We start from the raw sequence: 26,494 nt of genomic DNA, 5'->3' as shown, positions 1-26,494 counted from the left end.
TGGTTTGTGCGAAGTTACTTTTCTTGCGCAAGCTCGATTGGCGGATGCTCCGCGCGGAAAGCATTTACGTGCGCTTCAGACGCATACCCTAACGCAAAACCAGTAATCAGCGCATACTCCGGAGGAATGTCGAATACTTCGTCAAGCGGTGAACGCCATGTAGCAAGAACGCCAAGGGGGCATGAATCTACGCCTTGCTCTTTAGCTGCCAACAGTAACGTTTGTAGCATAATTCCAGCATCCAGCGCAGCAAACGGCAGAAAATCACGACGAACAAGCACAAATCCCATAACTGGCGCACCAAATGCCTGGAAGTTGCGCAAAGTGTGAGCATTTCGAGCAGGAAAATCTTTGCGATCAATATTTAAATGTTTATACAACGCCAACCCTAAACGAGCGCTACGCTCTTTAAGTGATTGTGGATACGGAGCCATTACAGGAAAATCTCCATCCGGCTGGCTCATTTTCTGCGCTATCAGGCGCTCTTCTTCGCTAAGGGTAGCGTCTTTAGTACGAAACATTGCTTTGCATTTTTGCGTATATGCATCAATTAACTGCTGTTTACGTTCCCCTTGAGCAATAGCGAGCATGTAGCCACGCGTATTGGACCAGCTCGGTGATTGTGTAGCTGTTTGCAAAATAGTTTCAAGTATTTTAGAATCGACTGGCTTATTTAGAAAATCACGTGCAGAAAATCGCGACTTTGCGAGTGCTTCAAAAGTTTGTGTAGTCATGCTTTTAGTATATCGCACCGAATACGCACGCAGTGTTCTCTCTCGTGTTTGTGTGACTACCTCCTTGAGTGCTTATAGCGCGAGAGTCCCGGCATTTTTGACCACAAATGCCCGCAGTTTTTCCTCGTGTTTGGAGTGTGTCGGTGTGTGTTGCGCTCCATTTGTGAGACGACACTCGCACTATACGTGCTCGCTACGAAACTCGCGTTGTAAGTCCACTGGACTTCCAACTTAAGCGAATTTCCGCTCCGAATTGCCTTCGCGCGCTAAATCGCAGCGCTCAGACAGGTCGTCGCGCCCCCGTTTGAAGGATTACAGATAACAGTATACGAAAACGAAGAACAGTATGCGAATATGAAAAAAGCGGGGAGTAAAAAACTCCCCGCTAGAAAAATAATGCGGCAGCGTGCTAGTCTCCCACACCCTATCGAGTGCAGTACCCTCGCCGTGTCAGGCCTTAGCTTCCGGGTTCGGAATGGGACCGGGCGTCTCACCTGAGCCATGACCACCGCAAAACTAGATTATACACTCAAAACCATTGAGTGGCAACACGTGGCGGTTAGGGAACCGGACATGAACGCGCGTAAAAACTCTTTTATCAACTGATCGTTAAGCAAAACATTCAGTACTCATTAACGCTAGAAGAATAATACTCATAAGGAACTCACCCTCCCCACTAGTAAAAGTGAGGAAGAATGTCACCATCGCCCGTTAGTACTAGTCAGCTCCACCCCTTACAGGGCTTCCACATCTAGCCTATCAACCACGTGTTCTACATGGGGGCTCACACACTAAAGTGCAAGGAATGCTTATCTTGGAGCAGGCTTCCCGCTTAGATGCTTTCAGCGGTTATCCCTTCCGAACGTAGCTAACCGGCAGCGCCACTGGCGTGACGACCGGCATACCAGAGGTTCGTCCACCCAGGTCCTCTCGTACTATGGGCAGGTCTCCTCAACATTCCAACGAGCGCAGAGGATAGAGACCAAACTGTCTCACGACGTTCTGAACCCAGCTCGCGTGCCGCTTTAATCGGCGAACAGCCGAACCCTTGGGACCTGCTCCAGCCCCAGGATGCGACGAGCCGACATCGAGGTGCCAAACCATCCCGTCGATATGGACTCTTGGGAATGATCAGCCTGTTATCCCCGGGGTACCTTTTATCCGTTGAGCGATGCCACGTCCGTACGCCGGCACCGGATCACTATCTCCGACTTTCGTCCCTGCTCGACCCGTCAGTCTCACAGTCAAGCCCGCTTGTGCGATTACACTCAACACCCGATTGCCAACCGGGCTGAGCGGACCATTGAGCGCCTCCGTTACTCTTTAGGAGGCAACCGCCCCAGTTAAACTACCCGCCAGGCACTGTCCCTGACACGGATAACGCGTCGAGGTTAGACGCCAGATATGGAAAGAGCGGTATTTCACCTGTCGACTCCACGCAAGCTAGCGCCCACGCTTCACAGCCTCCCGCCTATGCTACACGATCCACACCTAACGACAATACCAAGGTATAGTAAAGGTCCCGGGGTCTTTTCGTCCTTCTGCGCTTAACGAGCATCTTTACTCGTACTGCAATTTCGCCGGGCTCCTGGCCGAGACAGTGGGGAAGTCGTTACGCCATTCGTGCAGGTCGGAACTTACCCGACAAGGAATTTCGCTACCTTAGGATGGTTATAGTTACCACCGCCGTTTACCGGGGCTTAAATTCACCGCTTCACCGAAGCTAACGGATCCTCTTAACCTTCCGGCACCGGGCAGGCGTCAGAGCGTATACAGCGGCTTACGCCTTCGCACGCTCCTGTGTTTTTGGTAAACAGTCGCTACCCCCTAGCTTGTGCCACCCCCAACAGCTCAACAATGTAAAACCATATCACCATCAGGGGTCTCCCTTATGCCGAAGGCACGGGAGTAATTTGCCGAGTTCCTTGGCCAGGATTCGCCCGATCGCTTCGGTATACTCTACCAGACCACCAGTGTCGGTTTAGGGTACGAGCGGAATCACACCTCACGTTGAAGCTTTTCTTGGCAAGCAGGATCACCGGAATCAGCCTTACAGCCTACCCATCACGCCTCAGCTTAACATCCCCCGGATTTACCTAGGAGACAGCCCACACGCTTAGCCACGGAAAACCACCTCCGCAGCCGGCTACCTACCCGCGTCACTCCCACGCTAACCTACTACCGATACAGTCCCAACACAAACCCATCAACAACCCCGAAAGGCAATCAACAAGAAAATGAAGGTTAGTACTCTCAGATTCAGTTCGAACGGTGTAACACCGGTACGGGAATATCAACCCGTTCATCCATTCGACTACGCCTGTCGGCCTCGCCTTAGGACTCGACTCACCCGGGGACGACGAACGTGGCCCCGGAACCCTTAGTCATTCAGCGGACGGGATTCACACCCGTCTCTCGCTACTCATGTCTGCATTCTCACTCCTGTAAAGTCCACGACAAGTTCACACTGCCGCTTCACCCCATACAGGACGCTCTCCTACCCCGCATGAACAAAATTCATGCAGCCGCGTCTTCGGTGGCGTGCTTAAGCCCCGCTACATTGTCGGCGCGGAACCACTAGACCAGTGAGCTGTTACGCACTCTTTCAAGGATGGCTGCTTCTGAGCCAACCTCCTGGCTGTCTATGCGACTCCACATCCTTTCCCACTTAGCACGCGCTTCGGGACCTTAGACGACGATCAGGGCTGTTTCCCTTTTGACGACGGAGCTTATCCCCCGCCGACTCACTGCCGTGATAAACCTAACAGGTATTCGGAGTTTGGCTGCTATTGGTACCCGGTATGGGCCCGCAAGCATCCAGTAGCTCTACCCCCTGTAAGCAATAACACGACGCTGCACCTAAATGCATTTCGGAGAGAACCAGCTATCACGGAATTTGATTGGCCTTTCACCCCTAACCCCAAGTCATCCCCCCAGTTTTCAACCTAGGTGGGTTCGGTCCTCCACACGGTCTTACCCGCGCTTCAACCTGCTCAGGGCTAGATCATCCCGCTTCGGGTCCAGGACATGCGACTCAAACGCCTTTTAAAACTCGCTTTCGCTACGGCTCCCCCACCCGGGTTAGCCTCGCCACATACCACTGACTCGCAGACTCATTTTTCGATAGGCACGCCGTCACCCCACAAAGAAGGCTCCGACGGATTGTAAGCGCACGGTTTCAGGAACTATTTCACTCCCCTCCCGGGGTGCTTTTCACCTTTCCCTCACGGTACTAGTACACTATCGGTCAGACAGGAATACTTAGGCTTACCCAACGGTCTGGGCAGATTCACGCGGGATTCCACGAGTCCCGCGCTACTTGGGAATAAACATAAAGAGACATCGCACGACAAGCTACGGGGCCATCACCCTCTACGGCTGGGAATTCAATCCCATTCACCTAGCACGACATTTTATCACTCTCCTCAACCCCGTCAGAGGCTGAACAGTCCATCCCACGACCCCGAATGCGCAACACCTGACGGCTATCACACGCACCCGGTTTAGCCTGATCCGCTTTCGCTCGCCACTACTCACGGAGTATCCTTTCCTGCAGGTACTGAGATGTTTCACTTCCCTGCGTACCCCCCACAAAAACTGTGGTGACCACTCATAACAGTGGCCGGGTCTCCCCATTCGGAAATCCTCGGATCAAAGCCCACTCGGCAGCTCCCCGAGGCATATCGCAGCCCGTCACGTCCTTCATCGGTCCTGTCTACCAAGGCATCCACCATACGCCCTTACCAGTGACAAACACTAAAGTAAGAACCCATCAGCAAAATTCTCTAGACAAAAAATCATCACACTAAACGATCACAAAACGATCAAGCGACTCCAACAAAAGGAGCCGGTTGAAATTGATAAAAGCAAAAAAATCGAAACCAAAAAAGTCTCGCATTTTACTCGCGTCCACTATCCAGTTCTCAAACCACCACAACACCACAAAACCAGCATCAACACTCAAAAAGCATCAACCCGAAATCCTGTGAGTCAAGGACCGCAACCCCAAAACAAGGGGGGTGGCAATCCGGGAACCCAAAAGCATGCCCAACAAACTCATATAAAACGTTAACCACTGTTTTCCACACCAGTAACCACACTCAACCGAGCGTGCACAAAAACTCCGTAGAAAGGAGGTGATCCAGCCGCACCTTCCGGTACGGCTACCTTGTTACGACTTAGTCCCAATCACGAGCCTCACCTTAGACGGCTCCATCCCAAAAGGGTTAGGCCACCGGCTTCGGGTGCTGCCCACTTTCATGACTTGACGGGCGGTGTGTACAAGGCCCGGGAACGCATTCACCGCGACGTTGCTGATTCGCGATTACTAGCGACTCCGCCTTCACGTAGTCGAGTTGCAGACTACGATCCGAACTGAGACCGGTTTTAAGGGATCCGCTCCATGTCACCATGTCGCATCCCGTTGTACCGGCCATTGTAGCATGCGTGAAGCCCTGGACGTAAGGGGCATGATGATCTGACGTCATCCCCACCTTCCTCCGAGTTAACCCCGGCGGTCCCCCGTGAGTTCCCGGCATAACCCGCTGGCAACACAGGGCGAGGGTTGCGCTCGTTGCGGGACTTAACCCAACATCTCACGACACGAGCTGACGACGACCATGCACCACCTGTGAACCTGCCCCGAAGGGAAACCACATCTCTGCAGTCGACAGGCACATGTCAAGCCCAGGTAAGGTTCTTCGCGTTGCATCGAATTAATCCGCATGCTCCGCCGCTTGTGCGGGCCCCCGTCAATTTCTTTGAGTTTTAGCCTTGCGGCCGTACTCCCCAGGCGGGACGCTTAACGCGTTAGCTCCGACACGGAACCCGTGGAATGGGCCCCACATCCAGCGTCCACCGTTTACGGCGTGGACTACCAGGGTATCTAATCCTGTTCGCTCCCCACGCTTTCGCTTCTCAGCGTCAGTAACAGCCCAGAGACCTGCCTTCGCCATTGGTGTTCTTCCCGATATCTACACATTCCACCGTTACACCGGGAATTCCAGTCTCCCCTACTGCACTCTAGCCCGCCCGTACCCGGCGCAGACCCACCGTTAAGCGATGGGCTTTCACACCAGACGCGACGAACCGCCTACAAGCTCTTTACGCCCAATAATTCCGGATAACGCTTGCGCCCTACGTATTACCGCGGCTGCTGGCACGTAGTTAGCCGGCGCTTATTCGAAAGGTACACTCACCCAAAAGGCTTGCTCCCAATCAAAAGCGGTTTACAACCCGAAGGCCTTCATCCCGCACGCGGCGTCGCTGCGTCAGGGTTTCCCCCATTGCGCAATATTCCCCACTGCTGCCTCCCGTAGGAGTCTGGGCCGTATCTCAGTCCCAATGTGGCCGTCCGCCCTCTCAGGCCGGCTACCCGTCGAAGCCTAGGTGGGCCATTACCCCGCCTACAAGCTGATAGGACGCGACCCCATCCCATGCCACTAAACACTTTCCCAACAAGACATGCGTCAAGTTGGAGCATCCAGCATTACCACCCGTTTCCAAGAGCTATTCTGGAGCATGGGGCAGGTTGGTCACGCATTACTCACCCGTTCGCCACTCTCACCAGTCAGCAAGCTGACTAGATCCCGTTCGACTTGCATGTGTTAAGCACGCCGCCAGCGTTCATCCTGAGCCAGAATCGAACCCTCCACGAAAAACTTCAATGAAGAGCCAACAAAAGGCTCCAATATTAAAAAGAAAAAGACGAGACATTCTTTAAGGAAAGAACATCCCAACAAAAACCTCACCACCATTTAACCATCTCTCAGGCACCCTGCAATCTGCAAGGCAGGCAATGAACTGGCAATAATTAACTAATAAGTAGTACAGACACGCTCTTGAGTTCTCAAACCACCACCACACCAGCCGGCCCATCAACCTCAACCGAGGAGAACCAGCCGCGCTGAGCAGCAAGAGATAAACTTACACCAACCCACGCTAAAACGCAAACCCACCAAAAACAAACACCCCAAAACCATTGAAAACAAGCCAAAACACCGGCGTGTCGAAAATCGCAAAAAAGCACCCAAAAACCAACACAAAACCAGGAACAATAATCAAAACCAACAAAAAATAATCAAAAATAGCCCCAAAAACCTCAAAATCGGGAGTGTCGCGCACCCACACATTAAGAAAAACAACAACAAATACGCAATTAATACGGAATCAACGCGAAAAATACACAATAAAAGCAGAAAAAGATGAGATATACGATTAGATAACACAAAAATATATGAGTGCGATATATGGAATACATACGAAATAAGAAATACCTATATAAATAGATACTTATTAAATAAACTTTTATAAAGAATACAAAGCACATAAAAACACAAAAAGCATAAAGCACATAAAGAAAATAAGAATAGGACATTAACAGACATTAATAAAAAGAAGGAGCAGAAGAATGAGCAACAAGCAATCGAACAGCAAACGCCATATTGTTGTACTAACCGGAGCAGGAATCTCCACAAGCGCTGGCATTCCTGATTTTCGCGGACCAGATGGCGTATGGACTAAGCACCCAGAACAAATGAGTGTTTACGACATAGACGCGTTTTTAAGCAGCGAAGAAGAACGCATTTACTCTTGGCGATGGCAAAAAGAGTCACCTGTTTGGAATGCTCAACCAGGAACAGCACATAAAGCGCTTGTAAAACTTGAGAAAGCTGGAATGCTAGATTTAATCGCCACCCAAAACTTTGACGCACTTCACGAAAAAGCTGGCAATAACCCAGACATTATAGTGAATTTGCATGGAAGCATTGGAACCTCACACTGCATGAGCTGCCACGCGAGCTATAAAACTGCCGATATTATGGCAGATTTAGACGAGAATCCAGATCCGCATTGCAGACGCGCTCTTCCATACCGTAGCAATATGCCTTGCAACGGTTTAATCAAAACAGACGTTGTATATTTTGGCGAGGCACTTCCTGAAGGAGCAATGGAACGAAGCGCGCAAGCAATAGTTAAAGCGGACGAGCTGTGGGTTATTGGTTCCACGCTAGAAGTATTTCCAGCTGCTTCTCTCGTACCGCTAGCCGCGCGTGCAGGAGTGCCTATTACGATAATGAACTTGGGCTCTACACAATACGACTATTTGGCAGAGCGTATTATTCGCGAAGATATTGCGAAAGCTCTGCCAAAATTAGTAGACGAAACTATTGCAAAGTGATTATTGCAAAGTAACGCTATTAAAACTATTGCAAAGTAACAGCTATACCTTCCCAAGGCGCAAGCGTACCGTTTTTAAGCGATGTAAGCGCGTGATTCACGTCGTAAGTTGTAACCATTACTTCACGCCCCACAAAAGCGTTAGAGGCGCGATTTTGCAATAATTGCGCGCTCTGCGTAGGTATAGGCACGGTTGAATCAGTCATATTAACCATTACGAGCATGCGTTCTGTAGATTTCGCAGAATTTGCAGCAGATTCCGCAGCAGTCTCTGCAGAGTCATCCTGCTTTTCGCAATCAGATTTAAGCTCGCGCACGAAAGCGTACACGCACTCGTCATCCGCATCGACCAAATTCCAAGAGCCAGCAGAAACAATCGGCTCCGAATGGCGCAAAGCAATTAAATACTTATAGAAAGCGTAAACGGAATCTGAATCTTCCATCTGCTCAGCTGCATTAATGTCTACGTAGTTAGGATTCACGCTAATCCACGGCTCTGCGTTATTTTGCGACGTAACATTAAAAGGCATAAAACCCGCGTATTTAGAAGCATTCCACTGCATTGGAGTTCGAGAATTGTCGCGCCCGCGCTTTGCGAGCGCATCCATCATCGACTCAGCCGACTGAATATGCGCTTCTTCTACGCGCTGCTTAAACATATTCAACGCTTCCAAATCGCGATACTGCTCGAGACGCGTAAAGTGCGCGTTAGTCATGCCTATTTCCTCGCCTTGGTACACATAAGGCGTGCCGCGGTGCATGTGAAGAAGCATGGCAATCGCCTTAGCAGAGCGCACGCGCATCTCCTCACTAGCCTCACTACCCCAGCGAGAAAGCGCACGCGGCTGATCGTGATTATTAAAGAACAAGCTCGCCCAACCAGCATCCGCTACCGCTTGCTGTTGCTCTGCCATCACGCGCTTTAATTCCGTAAGCTTTAGCGGCACAGGGTTCCACTTAGTTCCGTTTTCGCAATCGATATCCACGTGATTGAACAGGAATAACATGTCGAGTTCACTGTGAGTAGGGTCAGTAATATAAGTATTACGGTGCGGAGAAATTCCCGGAGCTTCACCAACAGTTAAGAAACCTTCGCGCCCTTCGAAAACTTCTGCACGCATCTCACGTAAGAATTCGTCTAAACGAGGACCATCCGAGCAGAACGGGAACGGCGAAGAATAGCCGTCAGCACCAGCTGGAAAATCTTCAATCTGGCAGCCAACTTCCCCAGGCAAACGACCTTCAGAATCAACATGCTTGGAAATTTGCGTAATCACATCCATGCGGAAGCCGTCAATTCCGCGATCCATCCACCAATTCATCATCTTGTACACGGCAGCGCGAACCGCAGGATTTTCCCAATTCAAATCTGGCTGCTTTGGAGAATACTGGTGAAGGAAGTATTCTCCGCGCTTCGGATCGTAAGTCCACGCGGAACCGCCGAAATACGAACCCCACTTATTCGGCTCCGCACCCGGCTCACCAGGCACACAACCTTCACGCGCAGGCCTCCACCAATACCAATCAGCGTAATCACTAGAAGCATCTCTTGAAGCCTGGAACCAAGCATGCTCGTCAGAAGTGTGATTTACTACTAAATCCATCACAACTTTAAGCCCACGCTTGTGCGCGCCAGCCAAAAGTTCGTCCATATCTTCCAAAGTGCCAAAAAGCGGATCAATATCTTGATAATCGGAAATATCGTAACCGTTATCGTCTTGCGGAGACTTGTAAACAGGGCTGAGCCAGAGCACGTCAACACCTAAATCAGCCAAATAGTCAAGGCGCGAAGTGATTCCCTTCAAATCACCAATGCCGTCACCGTTCGTATCTTGGAAGCTTCGCGGATAAATCTGATACACTACTGCATTCGCCCACCAAGGGTTTGGCGTAGCGCCGTTTGTGCGCACGGATTCTGGCAAGTTTGCTCTGTCAAAAGTAGTCATATAAACCCCATTAATTTACGTTAATAAGTATTTTTATTACAGTTTTATTTATTACAAATAATTTTATTTATTTAATAGTATTGATGATTTTAGACTCTAAATTTTATCAGCATATTAGATGTTACGCGCGGATCATAAAAAGCGGCCCGCAGTAAAAACCGCGAGCCGCTCCTCCTTCTCATTCATTGCAAGAGCTATAGGGATACTCTCTAAATTATTGCTGATTATGAAGCTTGAACGCGAGTTCTGCCAAATGAACTCCGTGCGTTAAGAATTCGTGAGTACGGCAAACGTAATCATTTTCGCGACCGAGCTTTGCTATGCAACCATTAATGTAATCGACTTCAGTCTTTCGTCCGCGACTCATATCTTGGTACATAGAAGGATAGTGCAAAGGATTTGCAACACGACTTACGTAATCGATAGCCTCCAACTCCTGCTGACGCGTATTAACCATACGAATTCCTGCACGATCGCACACGTCGTACGCTTCGTTAATAAGCTGTCGAGCCATATCCATAGACCCAGGGTACGAAATAAACTGGCCCATTTGAATCTGATACATTGTGCACAAAGTGTTAACTACGGAATTGAAAACTACCTTCGCCATGCACGTACCCTTGAAATCTTCCGTAATAGTAGGATTCAAGCCTGCAGCTTTAAAGTCGTCTCGCATAGCAAGCTCAACATCGCTCACCTGCTCGTTTAACGCACACATGTTCATGGTACCAACGCCAACTTTACCAATAAAATCAACGTCGCCCGGACCGTTCAAAACGGTTGCAATCATTGCAGTTCCACCATAAATATGGTCATCCGGGAAATATTGCTGCAACTTTTCGAAATGACCCCAACCATTCATAGCAGCAAACACAACCTGATGCTCTTTAAACAAATGCTTACAACGCTCCAACATTTCCGCAAGCTGCATTTGCTTCATAAACACGATCCACACGTCTGGATCGCCGTCATAATCTTCAGGCGTATACATATTAATCGGCACTAAATGACGGTTTTCGTGGTCACGGCTCACCATTACGCCGCCTTGCTCGCGAACTTTATTCACATTTTCATCCCAGGCATCAATGAAATCAACATGAATGCCAGCCGTTTCCTGCAACAAAACGCCATAGCGATATCCCATAGCTCCCGAACCGATCATTGCATATTTCATGCCACTCATAGTGACACCTCCTTTTAGATAAAAATGTGCTTAGGCGAAATTCGTGCATACATGGAAATTCGTCGAAGCGGCTGTGAATATAATAAAAAGCAGTAAGGCTGATTGTAGTGACTAAAATCAGCCAACTGCTTTTTGGTTTTTATAGCATATTACACAGTTTTAGAAGAATGTCAAAATTCTGTACATCGGCAAGGCGCGAACGTCAACTGAATATACTTACAATTTATGCATGCATCACCTACTTACAAGTGAAAAAATTGACGAATTTGAGCAACTGTACCGTAGGAAGCTTGTGCGCCAAATCCAGTAGCAGCATATGCAGCTACATAAGAAGCGAGTGACGCCGCATCAACCAACCGCATATCCACAGACAAACACGCAAGCACAGTACCCATAAAAGCATCGCCACAACCCGTAGTATCAACGGCATTGACATGCTGAGCCATAATTCGATGCACCGAATTATCAGCATAATCCAAAACCATAGACCCACGTGAGCCAAGTGTTACTATTGCCTCATTAAAGCCAAACTCATGCATTGCATGAAGCGTATGCTTCCAATCAAATGAATCCCAATCACCACTATCTGGTTCTGAAATATGCAATAGCTGTGCCATTTCATGCTCATTGACCAGTAAGATATCTGCAGATCGTATAAGATCTCGCGGTAATGTATCCAAAAAAGGCGAATTATTAAGCAAAACTTTTACGCCATGCTCATGTGCTAAGCGAGCGCACATCGTAACCGATTCTAATGGACTTTCCAAGCAAAGCCCTAATACTTTTGCATTAGTAATAGCAGCTTGCACAGATGACGACTGAATATAATCAATATCAACTTGCGAGTTAGATCCAGGCGCATAAACAATAGTATTTTCGCCACTTTGCGCATCCACTGTAATCACTGTTGCGCCACTGTTGCAATTGGGTACATGACGTACATACGTCGTATCAACACCAGATTCTCGCAAAGCACCAGTAAGAAAATCAGCATTAGCATCATTACCTACAGCACCGAACATACATACGTGCGCACCAAGCTTTGCAGCAGATACTGCCTGATTACCTGACTTACCTCCAGGCAGTATTCGTATTTCGTCACCTTTAATGGTCTCACCAGGCATAGGAAGACGATTAGCAACAATAGTATAATCCGCATTCATAGAACCAACTATCGCTACAGTAGGCATCTTCATATTTCGTAACGCAGGCAATGTCTCATGTTGCAAAGCCACGTTAACAGGCTGAATGACTTTAATCTTTTCTAAACTCTCCAACGAGTCAAGCATATGATAACTACACATAATTCTCCCTAAATATTGCGCAAAACAAAGCTTAGAATGGAACACCACAACGCAGCAACACGTTAGAATACGGAGTAGTCTCACCCGTTCGAATCACGAATTTAGCTTGCGAAACAAGAGACTTAAATCCTTGTTCGCCATCATGAGGCACATAAGTCAATGGCACACCAAGCAAATCCTTGACCCATGTTTCTGGAACATCATCACAAGCTTCTTCCGCCATAATACCAGACTCAAGAACAAGATCGTCCTTTATTGATGCAAGCACATCAGGAAATCGCGGTATTCCAAAAACCAAGGCTAAATCAATAACTTCTACGCCCGCTGGGACAGGCAAGCCACAGTCAGAAACAACAAATTGATCCTTATGCCTCAATTTTGCAATAGCAGCTGCTAATTGTGCGTTCAAAATACCATGAGTTAACATAATTCACCCCATATCGTGGCTCATGAAAGCGACATCAACAATGATCATCACCTTTATAACAAATGCGCCACCACGAACATATATGATAAAAATCTTATTAAGAAAACAATGGCGTTGAGAACGCTAAATCATACGGTATTAATAAATTTTACTGTTACAATTATTTTCACGAAAACATCATGAATGCTCTCAGCGCCATATAAATTTTGCATTAGCTATATTAATCCATAAAACTACTCAACATAAACTTTAATGTTTATACACAGAATTACATAGTTTTATGCAAATATGTATTACTCAAAATCACCTACATTCTTTACTGTCACTGTTTTCACAGTAATTGGCTCAGTCTTTGGAACACTTTGCCCTTTAATAGCTTTTACAGCAGCAGCAACGGCAGAACGACCAAGTTCCTTTGGCTGCTGAGCAATTGTTCCAGCCATTGTGCCGGCTTTAATAGCTTTCATACCGTCAGCAGTGCCATCGAAACCTACTACTTTAATTTCTTTACCAGCTTTAGCTCCTAATGCTTGAATGGCACCTAATGCCATCTCGTCATTTTCGGCGTAAATGCCGGTTGCATTCGGGTGCGATTGCAACAAATTAGTAGCCACATTTAATGCTTCAGCACGGTCAAAGTTAGCAGTTTGTTCTGCTACAACTTTAATATTTGAATATTTTTTAATACGATCTTTGAATCCTTTGCCACGGTCGCGAGTAGAAGCCGCTCCAGGAATACCTTGCAAAACCAAAACTTCACCCTTTTCGCCCATACTATTAGCTAGCGTGTCAGCAGCCTGAGCACCACCAGCAACGTTATCGGAAGCAATATGCGAAGTAACTTTTTCACCAGTTACAGAACGGTCAACAGAAATCACAGGCAAGTTCGCGCTTAGCAACGGGGCAACTGCAGGACCAGCAGCATCAGAATCTACAGGGTTAATAATAACAGCTTTTGCACCTTGTGATTGAGCATTCTGCGCTTGATCCTGCTGCTTTGCAGAATCATTCTGAGCGTCGGAAACTTGCAAATCAACACCAAGTTTCTTTGCTTCAGCTTGGGCACCATCACGTAAATCCACAAAGAACGGATTATTCAAAGTAGAAACTAGCAATGCGACTTTATCGCCACCATTAGTACTACCACATGCACTCATGCTGACAATAAGTGCAGATGCTGCTGCAACCGCGCAAGCAATCTTTACGCCTCGACGCATAATTGGATAATTCATCATATCTCCTTTGATTATTGCCCTGTGCTACCGCAAGTTTTTAGTTCGATAAATCCACAATGTTGCAGTGACATAAGGCTGATGTTTCACCATCTCTTTACCTTATTGTTACGTAGTTTTGAGTTATAAAGTTCAGTTATAATATTCCAAATCGTTTCAATTCTTGCTGAAAATATTGATTACTCGCCACTTACGAATCAACATTTGCAAGATTCACCTCCTTCCTACGAGAAGATCAAGTTTATAAAAAGTATTAATTTGCTGTCAGTGCGTATCTTCCTTGCGGCGCAAAGTGTCAAGGCTCACAGCAAAGGCAATAACCAAACCAATAACTACTTGCTGCCAGAAGGAGGAAACATTCAAAATATTCAAGCCATTACGAATTACAGCCAGCAAAATTGCTCCTACGAAAGTGCCAGAAATCTTACCTTTACCGCCTGAAAGCGAAGCACCACCGATAACAACAGAAGCAATAGCATCCATTTCATAGCCAGTGGCGGCCTGAGGCTGAGCGGAATGTAAACGACCGGCAATAACTAAACCAGCGATGGCAGCGAAAATACCGGAAAAAATAAACACCATAATTTGTGTTTTATGAATATTGATACCAGAAAGGCGAGAGGCCTCCATATTCCCACCAACAGCATACATAGAACGACCAGTAGTGGTGAAGTTCAGTATTACTGCAGCAATAACACCCATGATAATCATCATCACGATTGGCATTGGAATACCTAATATGTTGGCACCAAAGAAATTCACCATACCAGAGGTGGAAATAGGACGACCGTCTGAAACAACAAGGGTAAGTCCACGCGCAACAGACATCATTGCCAATGTAGCAATAAACGATGGTAACTTAAGAAAAGCGTTCGCAACACCTGAAATAAGACCAAAAAGCGCACCGGTTACTATACCTACAACAACAGTTAACACTGGCGGCAACCCCATAGAAACGCCTGTATACGCAACCAACATGCTAGAAATTGCAGCCACCGCACCTACTGACAAATCAATACCAGCGGACACGATGACAAAGGTTTGACCGAATGCCAAAATAGCAACTGTCGCAGCTTGAATACCCACATTGAGAATATTCACACTTGTCAAAAATGCTGGCGTGGCGCACGAAAGCGCAGCACACAAGATAATCAAGCCGATAAGAGCGCCATTACGTGACGCAAACTTTTTCGCTGCAGGCAAAAATCCTTTATCAACTGCACCGTATCCCAAATGCTCAGATTTTGCACTACTCGTAGCAGCCATAATTTATACTCCTTTAACAAATTTTGCTATAACTCACTGCACTACTGTGTGCAATAAATTGTTGTATGCAAGTTTTACGTTTGATTGGTAACTTTAATTTTTAAGATTTCAATATGGCTCATGTATCAGTTTCATATTGAAAGCAGTAAGGTTTTACTCATTCCTGTATGCTCAAATACCAGATGTATTAAGGTGAGTCACTGCAAGCTCCATCACACTTTCCTGCGTAGCCTCGCTTGCAGCTAATTCACCGCTGATTCTGCCGTTCGACATCACCAATACGCGATCTGACATGCCAAGCACTTCAGGCAAATCTGAGGATGCCATCAGCACAGCACCTCCATTTTCTACGATACTGTTAATCAACTCGTAAATTTCTACACGAGCACCAACATCAACACCACGAGTAGGCTCATCCAGCAATAGCACTTTCACGTTCGCCATAGACCATTTGCCGAACACGATTTTTTGTTGATTACCGCCAGATAGCGAACCAGCGGGTTGATCAATGTTTGCCATACGAATACGCAATTTTTTTGCAGTTTCTTCTTCGCGAGTACGCTGCCCTTTCAAATCCGCAAATCCTGCATGTGCTGTAGGAACTAATGTAGAAATTCCCAAATTTTCTGCAACAGATGCTTCAAGAATCAACCCTTGTACTCGACGATCTTCTGGGACTAAACCAAGACCAGCTGCGATGCTTCCTGCAATATTCGCTTTCGCAATAGATTTACCATCAACAGTTATTGAACCTGAATCATAACTATCTGCACCAAATATTGCACGAAGAACTTCGGTACGACCAGCACCTACCAAACCTGCAAGACCCACAACTTCGCCAGCATGAACGCTGAAGGATACATTTTCTAACGTACCTTTTCGCGTTAAGCCTTCTACTTTTAGCAGCTCTTTGCCTTGACTACGTTTGCCATGAGGGAATTGATTTGTAATATCACGACCTACCATGAGTTTTACAAGTTCCTTCTCAGGAACTTGCGCATCAACAGTATCGACGTATTTGCCATCGCGAAGTACAGTTACAACATCACCAATACGCGCAATTTCATCTAAATGATGAGAAATAAACACCATTCCAACATTTTTGGATTTTAAATCTTCCATAATGTTAAATAACTGTTCACATTCTGGTTTTGTTAGAGCAGCTGTTGGTTCATCAAGAATAAGGATAGATGCATGTTGCATAAGTGCTTTGGCTATTTCTACCATTTGTTGACGAGCTACACCAAGTTGTCCCATTGGCTTATTGACATCTTCATCTAAACCGATAACTTGCAATGCAGATTCCGCACGAGCACGCATCGTCGCCCGACTAACAAAACCAGCTTTCGTAGGAAGCATACCAAGGAACAAATTTTCCATAATAGAAAGTTCTGGCACCAAATTTAACTCTTGGTGAATCACAGCAATGCCCAATTTGCGAGCAGTATCCACATTAGGAATTCGCACTGTTTCACCATTGATCTCAATATGACCTTTATCTGGCTGATAAATGCCACTCATCATCTTAATAACTGTTGACTTGCCCGCACCATTTTCACCAAGGAGAACATGCACTTCACCTGGTTTTACTGTTACAGACACATTGTCAACTACCGTAGAATTACCGAATATTTTCGATACTCCTACTAGCGATAGTTCCGTCATGTCCTACCTCTTTCTTCGCTACAGCACCACTGCTGCCACGAAAATGCAATAAATTACGCTACATTACGCTTGTACTTTGGATGAGAATTATGCCGCAATGTGCATGCAAAAACGTAACAACAACGGTACGCTCAGGCGATTGCTGCACACGCTTACAAAGTCACGGTACAAAAATCAATAACAATAGTGTCAAGCTATAGAATAACAGCCTTACAGCTACGCATTTCCTAACGATTCACGCGGAATATACATAGTTTCTACTCGCTGCGATTGAACATCAACATTATGTTCTAACATATCCAAAAAAAGTGCAGCACTAGTACGACCAATGCGCTGAACTTGTTGCGAAATAGTAGAAATACGCGGCGTTGCTAAGCGGAATATTTCAACATCATCAAACGAGATAAGTGAAATATCACTGCCTATCACTAATCCTTCACGAGCCATTACACCCATCACTCGCAGCGCATCTGGCGAATAGCCGATAATAAGCGCTTTTACACCAACGCTAATCATGCGATGCAACACGCTAGCACATGAGGATTGTTCAAATCCCGTAGATTCTACAAATACATGTTCTTCGCCAAATATCTCCGAAGCCACTGTACGAAATACTTGTTCACGTTCTTGCAGTGACGGTGAAGCGATAATTGGACCCGACACGTAGCCAACTGAGCAAAAACCATGTTGTTTAACATCCAATAATGCGTCACGAATACCTTGCTCTGGATCCGAATCCACAACTGGCACATGCGTCAAATCGCCAGTCCGAGGTTCCACATGTCGATCCATAAACATAAGTGGAAGATGCTGCTCCATCAACATTCTCATAGCATCAGTTTCCTCACCTTGAGGCACAATAATCGCACCATCAATGCGTTGAGAAAGAATACTTGTAATAAATGAATCTTGACGAGCCGCACTCTCAGAAGATGTTCCAATAAACGCACAATAGCCGGCATCAAACAACGAGTCTTGCACAGTATACGCAAGCTCAGCAAAATACGCATTGCGTATATCTGGCACAAGTAACCCCACTGTCTTAGTACGAGATGACCGCATCGCCTGAGCGCGAGAATCTGGTATATAACCTAGTTCCGCAACTGCACGCTCAACTTTCGCCTTAGTGTTTGCCGATATACGACCCGTATTATTCAATGCGCGAGAAACAGTTGATACTGATATACCAGCACGTTGCGCAACATCGCGAATCGTAATGTACGACATGACACCTCCAGCTCATCTCTTATGCTCAACCAGTGTTAACAATTTTGCACTGTTATCGATATGTTTTGATTTTAGCTTGTACTCCATGTTTTATACTACGTTTTTCCATATACTCCTCTCGTTGGAGAAAAACAGCACTATGCAACCATGCATAAGAGCCTCTGTGCAATCTTATTCTCAATGAGCAGCTTCATCAGCGCTGAATAGAATCCGCAAATTGAGATAACGTTTCCACAATTGTCAGTTTCTTCAACTTACCTCATGCGGTAACGTTACCGCAACTATAACATTTTGCTAGAATGAACACAAGGGGAACACGCTAAAAATTACTTTTCATGCACTGCGTTATCTTGAATTAAATGCAACATTAAAAAATAATGCAACACTTATCTAACGTTGATGCGCAAAAAAGTTTCGCAAGAGCCTAGCACACTCAGATTCGCATACTGAACCAATGACTTCCGGGCGTGAGCCAACATGAGGATCTCGTAAAATATCCCACACAGACCCACACGCACCAAGTTTGGCATCCCACGCCCCGAAAATCACGCGTTTAAGACGCGTTTGCAGCACAGCCCCAGCACACATGGGGCAAGGTTCAAGAGTTACTACCAGAGTACAGTCAGATAGATTCCAAGATTTACGCGAGATAGCAGCATCTTTCATAGCAAGCACTTCAGCATGAGCCAAAGGATCAGCACTCTGCTCCCGCATATTTGCGCCTTTGCCAATAATATTACCGCCACCATCAAGCACAACTGCTCCAACTGGAACTTCGCCTGCAGAAGCAGACTCTCGAGCCAAATTCAAGGCTTGATTCATTGCAAATACTATCTCATCGCGCATATTCATGAAATCACTTTACAGATTAATTTACAGATTAAGAAAAAACAAAATCGAATAAATTTACATAAATCTAAGTAAATTTACATAAGCCCAGAAGAAATATCGTGAGTTACGAACCACTTGCGAATATCGCCAATTTCGTTCATATCAACAGCGTGATCCAACCCGCGATAACGACGTTCTTCAAGCCAAGTGTGCTCCTCAAGCCACGCTGCAGCAGCCGAGAATTCGTAAGGAGGAATCACGCCATCCTCTAATCCATAGCCGAAAAATACAGGAGTATTACGCTCAGCTAAATCGTCATCTTTTAAAGCAATTTCAGATGCAGAAGCAGGAACATCAGGAGCTATGAATCCGGAAAGCGAAACGGCTGCACGGTAGCGTGAAGGATTCAAACGCAAAACATGCACTGCGAGCGCAGCTCCTTGCGAAAAACCAAATGGCACAATGTCGCGATTTGCTGGAATATTTTCACGCACCCACTCGTCGATTGAGACAGCAGCAGCATACATGTCGTAATCTAAATCTTCTCGCTGCGGCACAGCATCGTGGAACCAACTGTAAGCACCTTCTGCCAGCTTAAGCGGAGCGCGTAAAGCAATTGCATCATTATATGGTGCCACTACTCGCAACAAATCCAATAAATCTTCCTCATTAGAGCCCCAACCGTGAAGAAGCAGAAGCAGCGGATGCGTTGGATGAGCTGAAGCATCCCCTTGCGAATACTGTGCATTTGTAACTTTTAAAGGCTCACCAAAATGACCAGGCACAACATGCAATTCACGACCGATATGAGATTCGTAAGAATTGTTATTTGCATTATTGGTATTTAGTTCATCGTTAGCGTTCATTACATCACCGTCGCTTGTAATAAATAGAAGTTTGTACAATACTCGAGAAGTTTGTACAACATTTGCACTTTTTGCACCGCAGTTGCAATATAGTTGCTTTATATTTGCACTATACTTGCACAAAAGGCCAGAATCGTAAGAGGCAAAACCCTTGCAATTCCAGCCTTTTTGACGAGTGCGAACGGCGGGACTTGAACCCGCACGAGCATACGCTCACTGCCACCTGAAGACAGCGCGTCTACCATTCCGCCACGTTCGCATACAAAGTGCAAGGCTATCATATTTAACATAAATTCGCAATATTTAGCCTAGCATTTTGCGCTCAAAACTACTCTCAGCCTTTTGCACCTTTTTCGTAATAATGAGCAAGAGTTTCATCGCGAAACTCTTCAAAATATCCGCCGTCAATAGAAGCTCGAATATCGTCGAGCAGCTTCACAAAGAAACGCTCGTTGTGAATAGTTGCAAGCGTAAATCCGTTCATTTCACTAGCGCGCAGCAAATGATCCACATACATTCTGGAATAATGCGTACAAGTGTAGCAATCGCAGCCTTCTTCAAGCGGACGCTGATCATGCTTAAACTCAGCACGTTTTACGTTGTAGCGACCATGTCGAGTAAAAATTGCGCCGTTCCTTCCGCAACGAGCAGGAGCAACACAGTCGAAAGTATCTCCACCATTCTCAACACACGCAAAAATATCGTCAACTGCGGCAATACCAAGCACGTGACGAGGTCGATTTTCCGGCATAGCATCGCAAATCCATGCGCAAGTATCACCAATAATCCGCTTCTCAATAGCGCCGCCGATTCCAACTCCATCAAAATCTAAAGAAGCAATTTCTTCAGCTGCATGCCTACGCAAATCCTCATAATTCGCGCCCTGCACAACGCCGTATAACGCTTGATAAGGCTTACCAACACGCTCTTGCGTTAAACGCTGATGCTCAGCAACACAACGCTTAGCCCAGCGGAACGTGCGCTCCACCGACTCCTCCTGGTAGCGACGCGTATTCATCAAAGTAGTAAGCTCATCGAAAGCAAACATAATATCCGCACCCAGCTTATGCTGGATTCCCATAGAAATTTCAGCACTAAAACGGTGCTTAGCTCCGTTAAGAGGAGACTTAAAAGTTACGCCATCCTCGTCAACAAAAGCCATGCGCTCCTTACCAGCTGCAATAACATCATCCGACTTCATGCCGGTAACGTCCATTGCAAGAGTCTTCTTAAAACCAGCACCTAAAGAAAGAACCTGAAAACCGCCAGAATCCGTAAAGGTTGGCTTATCCCAGTTCATAAACTTTCCCAATCCGCCAGCTTCGTCAAGAACATCCGCGCCAGGACGTTCGTACAAATGAAAAGCGTTTGAAAGCATGCACTGAGCACCCAAATCCTTAATGCTTTCTGGCAACACTGCCTTCATTGCAGCTTGCGTTGCAACAGGTACAAATGCTGGGGTCTGAATATCCCCATGAGGCGTGTGAATTACGCCGGTGCGCCCATAGCGAGCGCCGTCACGACCTTTACCTTCAGCAGTATTGGAAAGTCGCGTTTTAGTTGTAAACGAAAATTCTTTGCGGTCACCAGGTTTCCCTGGCTCAGCTCCGCGTGGATGTTCAAGAAGACTTGTCATAGCATTTACTTTATTAGAAGGCATGACGAGTATAAATAAAAAACACGCACAATTTATATTTTTATGTGGCAATATCCAAATTAATTTGCAAAATTTATGAAATTTACAAGGCAAATTATTTAAAAAATTATAAAAAAACATACTATCTCTTACATAGATAATGGCATGGTTTATTATGGTGTGTTAAGAGTCTTTTGTAAGGAGGATGAATGGCTGACGATATGTATGGTGCAAATCAGCAGGAATCCAATGAAACTGCAAATAATGGATATTACGAGCAGCAGGAACAGCCGACGCAACCAGTACAACCAACGCAAACAACGCAACCAGCACAAACATATAGCCCAGCTCCTGAATTCGGAGCTTACGGCCCAACAAATAACGAAAATGAAGTTGGTACAAACACTACACAGTATCCAGCTAACAATTACGCCGTAAACCAAAATAACGATGCGGATAATACAAATATCAACAATGCTCCTACGCAATACATTGGATCACAAAATTACTACGGAAATAATAATTTTAACGGCTTCGGAAATCCGTATAATTACGGCACAGACAATAATTCTTACCCAAATAATGAAGTTGGCAATCAAACACCAGCGCAGCAGAATTTTAACAATAATGCAAGTAACGAAGAAAATGAAAATATAGCAAAAACAAGCATTATTAGCACAAATGCAGCAAATACAAACGACACAAACAAAAAAGGTAACAAAAGAAAAACAAAAAGCTCTTCGTCAACTGCTTTTGTCGCCATTTTATCCTCCGCAATTTCTGCAATAGTTTGCGTAGTTGTAGTCCTATTTGTAGTCTCGCAAGGTCTTATTTCAATTCCACAAAGCGGCTCTTTCGCAAACATCGGCTCTCATTCTTCTGGCCCTGGGACCGCAGTAGTTAAAGGTGGTCAATCTCCAGATTGGCAAGGAGTTGCAAAAAATGTTTCCGGAGCCGTTGTTTCTATACAAACTCGTTTAGAGAAAGGCATGGGGAAGGGTTCTGGAGTAATCATTGATTCAAAAGGTTATGTTGTAACAAACAATCACGTAATTTCTGATGCAAAAGAAATTCAAGTAACCCTTTCTAATGGTCAAATTTATTCAGCTACATTAGTCGGAGCAGATAAAACTACTGATTTGGCAGTACTTAAATTAGACAATTCACCAAATAATTTAAAGACAGTCCAATTTGCAGATTCTAATCTACTTTCCGTTGGTGAACCAGTTATGGCAATCGGAAATCCGCTTGGATATGACGATACAGCTACCACAGGCATTGTTTCGGCTTTGAATCGTCCAGTATCAGTTATGGACGACCAAAGCCGCTCTGAAATTGTAACTAATGCAGTACAAATTGATGCAGCTATTAATCCAGGAAATTCGGGCGGCCCAACTTTTAACACTGCCGGAAAAGTCATAGGTATTAATTCTTCTATTGCAGCAACATCAGCTCAAGGGGAAACTACAGGATCAATCGGCATCGGCTTTGCAATTCCAGCAAATTTGGTGAAGCGAGTAGTTACAGAAATTATTAAAAACGGTTCTGTAAAACACGTAGCACTGGGAATCATGATTAAAAGCACAGCAGTTGAGTCCGAAGGAATTACTCGCGGAGGAGCTCAAATTGTTTCTGTCAATCAAGGAAGCCCTGCTGAAAAAGCCGGACTCAAAGCCAATGACACTATTGTTGCCTTTGACGATAAGCCTGTATCCAATAATTACGCACTCCTCGGGTATGTAAGAGCAACAGCGTTCAATCAAAAAGCTACGCTCACAATAGTTCGTAACGGCAACACACTTAAGTTGCAAGTTACATTCAACCAAGAAGAAGCTGCTGTTAATGGCACAAATAAGCAAGAAAAGAAATTAAAGAAAAACCAAAAGAAGCCTAGTAAAAAACGCGGCAGTAAGTCGGACGATGACGACGATGACGATTTACAACAACGTGGAGATGACGATGGTGACGATGGTGGAATATTTGATCCATTCGGTTTCTGGTAAATAAAACCGCATGTTTTACTATTAAAAAGTAAAGCATTGTAATAAAAATAAATGCCCCTAAATAAGTTACTTAACTTACGCAGGGGCATTTTCATAATGTAATTAAATATATTTAAATGTATTTATATAAATGCGCTAATTATTTTTTACGCTCGTATACAATAATTCTTCCTTCTGAGGTCCCTGCTTTCCAAGATGATTTTGTTTTAGCAATAGTACGCTCAGTATAATGGTCAATATTGTAGTTTAAATACACAAAATAATACCAAGGCTTATCTGATTCTGTGACAAAGAATTTAGGTTCTTTCTTTGCTCTGCAAGCATCCATTTCATTTGATGCCTGTTCTTGAGATGGCTGCTCATTTGTAATAAACGAGCTATTCTTATAACTGCAATCAATAAGATTCTTTGAGAAATAAGGATTTGCTGTAATAAGCTGCCACGAATATTGATGAATATCTTCAAATTCAGGAACAATAACATTACCTTGTTTATCGGTTTTTTCGTCTTGATGCAGCCAAGACGTTACGAATCGCATGTTTTCAGCATGATTTTGCTTAATAAATTGCGCAAGTGCGCGCGAACCTGAATAGTCGAATCGAATATCGTTAACGCAAGAATATGCGTTCCAAATCAAGCTTGGGGACAATAAAACAACAGTAATAATGCCAGCAATAACTTTGTTTCCAACAGATTTACTTGCAGATCTACTGTTGCTATTTTCAGCTTTATTTGTATTTTTATTTACAACTTTGAATAATCTAAAAATAATCGTCGGCATATCTTTAGATTCCAGTGACTTACGCGCAATGCACATCCAAAGTTGAGCTACGAAGAATGCAAAAACGATTCCTGCGTGATGCAAAGTGAAATACTGCGTAGCAACTACTGCAAAAGTCAAGTAAGGGAGTATCAAAGAAACAAGCATGCCCCTTCGATAAGCAATTCTTACGGCGAAAGCCCATATTAAAATCGAAATAATAACGCAAATAATCGCGGACGGTACGCTTAGTGTAAGTCTGCGTAAAGAGACATCGCCGGCAAATTGGGTAAACATACTTTCTGATGGCATAACGAAAATAAACGACAAGAATTGCGTAAGAGGAGAATTTCCGTCGAATGTTTCACGTGATGCAAAAGCATTAGCAGCAGGCCAAATGCAAATAATGCTTGCAATTCCAACTAAAGCAAGAATTATCCAGCTTACTAATCTGTTAATGTTAGAGAATATTTCAGCAAAAGCTTTTTTAATTCCTGCAGATTTTGCAGCTCGCCAAATCCAAGCTAAAGCAAAACCTGCCGATAAAGCAATACCGTACGCGCTGATTGCACATAAAAGTACAAGACTTAAAGCGAGTTTCCAAGTATCAGAAGGTTTAGAATCAGATTGTTTCCAATAATGTGCAACCATAAACAAAGCCGCGCAAAGAAGAGCATATGGACGCGAGGTAACGCCATATTGGAAGCACAAAAAATACGTAAATGGAAGCAAAAATACAGCCAATTTACTAAAAGGCGCGCGGAAAATAAGCCAGCCACCCAAAAGCGCAGTACATAAAAGCTGCACGCCTTTAAGACCTATCTCGTATGGCACTCCTGTTTTTGCAGGGATTGAAAGAAGCAAAGTCCAAAGCGGTGGATGGCCTTCATAATGTGGGCGAAGAGTTAACAAATCAGCAAACGAAGAATCGCGTGCAATAAGCCAACTTTGAGCTTCATCGAACCAAGGCTCATGGAAGCACATCACTACTACAACAACAGCCATGTACGCAATAAAAATAATCGCGCGCGCATGTTTTACGAACCATAGTTTATTTGGAATATTTAAAGTTTTAGTCGTATCCGTAGTTGCAGTTGCATCTGTAATAACTGCATTTGTATTCACAGTAGTATTTTCGCTCATAGTTGTTCTGTTTTCGCAGCCAAACGACGAGCATTAGCAACAGCGTACAAACTAATGCCTGCTGCAACAGAAGCGTTAAGAGATTCAACCGCGCTAGAAATTGGGATTCCAGCAATAGCATCGCACGCTTCTCGTGTAAGGCGACTCATACCCTTGCCTTCGGAACCGAGCACAACAACTAACGGGTCAGTTTCAAAACCAGTTTCTCCAACAAGCTTATCGCCTCCGCCATCAAGACCAATTGCATACCATCCGCGCTCACGCAAACTTTGAATTGCCTTATTTAAATTCACAACTCGAGCAACCGGCAGATGAGCTGCAGCACCGGCAGAAACCTTCCAAGCGGCAGCAGTTACGGAAGCACTTCTGCGCTCAGGCAAAATTACGCCATTAGCACCAAAAGCCGCTGCAGAACGAATAACAGCACCCAAATTTTGAGGATCTGTAACGCCGTCCAAAGCAATAAACAATGGTCGAGCATTAATGCGAGCAGAATCTGAATCAGCAGCTTCCATTGCGCGCGCCTTCTTTTCAGCGCGTTCAACCAACTCTTGCAAAGAGTGATACTGGTAAGGCTGAACTTTCAAGATAATGCCCTGATGATTCGTGCTATGTGCAATACGATCCATCTCAAGGCGATCTGCTTCAAGCAAACGCAAACCTTGCATGCCTGCTAACTTCACGATCTCGCGCGTGCGATCGTCGTGCTCAATGCGATTAGCTACATACAATTGCGTGCTTGGAACTCCAACTCTTAAAGCCTCTAAAGCAGCATTGCGACCAATTACCAACTCGTCTGAATCGCTACCAAGCTTATCCACGCGACGACGCGCAGCCAAACGAGGATCCGCAAACGTGCGCTTAATAGCAGCCTTCTTAGCAAAATAAGCTTTGTGATACACGCGATCTTCAGCCTTCGGAGTAGGCCCTTTTCCGCGTAAAGCATTGCGATGTTTTCCACCCGACCCCTTGGTCGGTCCTTTTTTCGTAGTCATACTCCTATTCTCACATGCCCCCGAGGCATTGCTATTAATGGCTTTCTGGAGTCGGCAAAATTTGCTGATTCTAAGCTCGGCGCGTTGTATGGCATAA

At 45.3% G+C, this 26,494-nt stretch carries 17 protein-coding genes, 1 tRNA gene and 3 rRNA genes; 2 read left to right on the top strand and 19 right to left on the bottom strand.

Translation table 11 applies throughout. The annotated features are described in order from the left end of the window. Positions 1-14: 14 nt before the first annotated feature. The 5 genes from HXT29_RS05810 to HXT29_RS05790 all read right to left on the bottom strand — a co-directional run bounded on the left by HXT29_RS05810 (position 15) and on the right by HXT29_RS05790 (position 6,863). The gene (locus HXT29_RS05810; protein ID WP_004104849.1) at positions 15-734 is read right to left on the bottom strand and encodes a nitroreductase family protein; all 720 of its coding nucleotides are present in this window, start codon (positions 732-734) and stop codon (positions 15-17) included. A gap of 396 nt (positions 735-1,130) precedes the next feature. Continuing rightward, a 5S ribosomal RNA gene (gene rrf, locus HXT29_RS05805) occupies positions 1,131-1,247 on the bottom strand. A 179-nt stretch (positions 1,248-1,426) separates the two neighbouring features. Next, positions 1,427-4,488, bottom strand: a 23S ribosomal RNA gene (locus HXT29_RS05800). A gap of 375 nt (positions 4,489-4,863) precedes the next feature. Then, a 16S ribosomal RNA gene (locus tag HXT29_RS05795) occupies positions 4,864-6,391 on the bottom strand. The 16S, 23S and 5S rRNA genes sit together here, the layout of an rRNA operon. Positions 6,392-6,674: 283 nt before the next feature. Next, positions 6,675-6,863 (bottom strand): hypothetical protein, encoded by a 189-nt coding sequence (locus HXT29_RS05790; protein ID WP_410297176.1) that lies wholly within the window; start codon positions 6,861-6,863, stop codon positions 6,675-6,677. Between the two features lie 280 nt (positions 6,864-7,143). Between HXT29_RS05790 and HXT29_RS05785 the strand changes: the two genes are divergently transcribed. Then, the gene (locus tag HXT29_RS05785; protein ID WP_004106199.1) at positions 7,144-7,914 is read left to right on the top strand and encodes an SIR2 family NAD-dependent protein deacylase; all 771 of its coding nucleotides are present in this window, start codon (positions 7,144-7,146) and stop codon (positions 7,912-7,914) included. Between the two features lie 25 nt (positions 7,915-7,939). Here the strand turns inward: HXT29_RS05785 and HXT29_RS05780 are convergent, their stop codons facing one another. From HXT29_RS05780 to tgt, 12 genes are all read right to left on the bottom strand, one after another. Continuing rightward, a complete protein-coding gene (locus HXT29_RS05780; RefSeq protein ID WP_004106198.1) occupies positions 7,940-9,859 on the bottom strand; it encodes an alpha-glucosidase in 1,920 nt (639 codons plus the stop codon). Between the two features lie 214 nt (positions 9,860-10,073). After that, the gene (locus HXT29_RS05775) at positions 10,074-11,042 is read right to left on the bottom strand and encodes a ketopantoate reductase family protein (protein WP_422118346.1); all 969 of its coding nucleotides are present in this window, start codon (positions 11,040-11,042) and stop codon (positions 10,074-10,076) included. Positions 11,043-11,284: 242 nt separating this feature from the next. Next, on the bottom strand, positions 11,285-12,331 hold the full coding sequence (locus HXT29_RS05770) for a ribokinase (RefSeq protein WP_004106193.1): 1,047 nt from the start codon (positions 12,329-12,331) through the stop codon (positions 11,285-11,287). Positions 12,332-12,377: 46 nt separating this feature from the next. Then, a complete protein-coding gene (rbsD, locus tag HXT29_RS05765; RefSeq protein ID WP_004106191.1) occupies positions 12,378-12,773 on the bottom strand; it encodes a D-ribose pyranase in 396 nt (131 codons plus the stop codon). Between the two features lie 293 nt (positions 12,774-13,066). Then, positions 13,067-14,005: a D-ribose ABC transporter substrate-binding protein gene (locus HXT29_RS05760; protein ID WP_004119817.1), complete on the bottom strand. Its 939-nt coding sequence runs from the start codon at positions 14,003-14,005 to the stop codon at positions 13,067-13,069. Between the two features lie 264 nt (positions 14,006-14,269). Next, the gene (locus HXT29_RS05755; protein ID WP_004106187.1) at positions 14,270-15,271 is read right to left on the bottom strand and encodes an ABC transporter permease; all 1,002 of its coding nucleotides are present in this window, start codon (positions 15,269-15,271) and stop codon (positions 14,270-14,272) included. Positions 15,272-15,442: 171 nt separating this feature from the next. Beyond that, positions 15,443-16,936, bottom strand: coding sequence for a sugar ABC transporter ATP-binding protein (locus HXT29_RS05750; RefSeq protein WP_032842457.1), 1,494 nt, complete (start codon positions 16,934-16,936; stop codon positions 15,443-15,445). Positions 16,937-17,152: 216 nt separating this feature from the next. Continuing rightward, on the bottom strand, positions 17,153-18,163 hold the full coding sequence (locus tag HXT29_RS05745) for a LacI family DNA-binding transcriptional regulator (RefSeq protein WP_422118345.1): 1,011 nt from the start codon (positions 18,161-18,163) through the stop codon (positions 17,153-17,155). 390 nt (positions 18,164-18,553) lie between these two features. Next, positions 18,554-19,015, bottom strand: a complete 462-nt coding sequence (locus HXT29_RS05740) for a nucleoside deaminase (protein WP_004106182.1) — start codon at positions 19,013-19,015, stop codon at positions 18,554-18,556. A gap of 74 nt (positions 19,016-19,089) precedes the next feature. Then, positions 19,090-19,860, bottom strand: a complete 771-nt coding sequence (locus HXT29_RS05735) for an alpha/beta hydrolase (protein ID WP_422118344.1) — start codon at positions 19,858-19,860, stop codon at positions 19,090-19,092. 176 nt (positions 19,861-20,036) lie between these two features. Further along, positions 20,037-20,119, bottom strand: a tRNA-Leu gene (locus tag HXT29_RS05730). Between the two features lie 75 nt (positions 20,120-20,194). Further along, positions 20,195-21,520: a tRNA guanosine(34) transglycosylase Tgt gene (gene tgt / locus HXT29_RS05725; RefSeq protein WP_004106178.1), complete on the bottom strand. Its 1,326-nt coding sequence runs from the start codon at positions 21,518-21,520 to the stop codon at positions 20,195-20,197. Positions 21,521-21,705: 185 nt separating this feature from the next. On the opposite strand from tgt, the gene HXT29_RS05720 reads away from it, so the two are divergent. Beyond that, complete coding sequence (locus HXT29_RS05720) at positions 21,706-23,499, top strand: S1C family serine protease (RefSeq protein ID WP_422118343.1); 1,794 nt, start codon at positions 21,706-21,708, stop codon at positions 23,497-23,499. Between the two features lie 139 nt (positions 23,500-23,638). Here HXT29_RS05720 and HXT29_RS05715 read toward each other — a convergent pair whose 3' ends face one another. Both HXT29_RS05715 and rlmB read right to left on the bottom strand, forming a co-directional pair. Beyond that, on the bottom strand, positions 23,639-25,402 hold the full coding sequence (locus HXT29_RS05715; RefSeq protein ID WP_116442536.1) for an ABC transporter ATP-binding protein: 1,764 nt from the start codon (positions 25,400-25,402) through the stop codon (positions 23,639-23,641). Then, positions 25,399-26,397 carry a 23S rRNA (guanosine(2251)-2'-O)-methyltransferase RlmB gene (gene rlmB / locus HXT29_RS05710; RefSeq protein ID WP_004106172.1) on the bottom strand — a complete coding sequence of 333 codons (999 nt, stop codon included), beginning with the start codon at positions 26,395-26,397 and terminating at the stop codon, positions 25,399-25,401. The genes HXT29_RS05715 and rlmB overlap by 4 nt, the downstream gene beginning before the upstream one ends. Between the last annotated feature and the right edge of the window lie 97 nt (positions 26,398-26,494).

The organism is Gardnerella sp. DNF00550 (assembly GCF_049262685.1).
GTDB lineage: Bacteria > Actinomycetota > Actinomycetes > Actinomycetales > Bifidobacteriaceae > Bifidobacterium > Bifidobacterium leopoldii.
The sequence above is the reverse complement of the archived record's forward strand: the minus strand, read 5'-3'. Positions and strand labels throughout refer to the sequence as shown.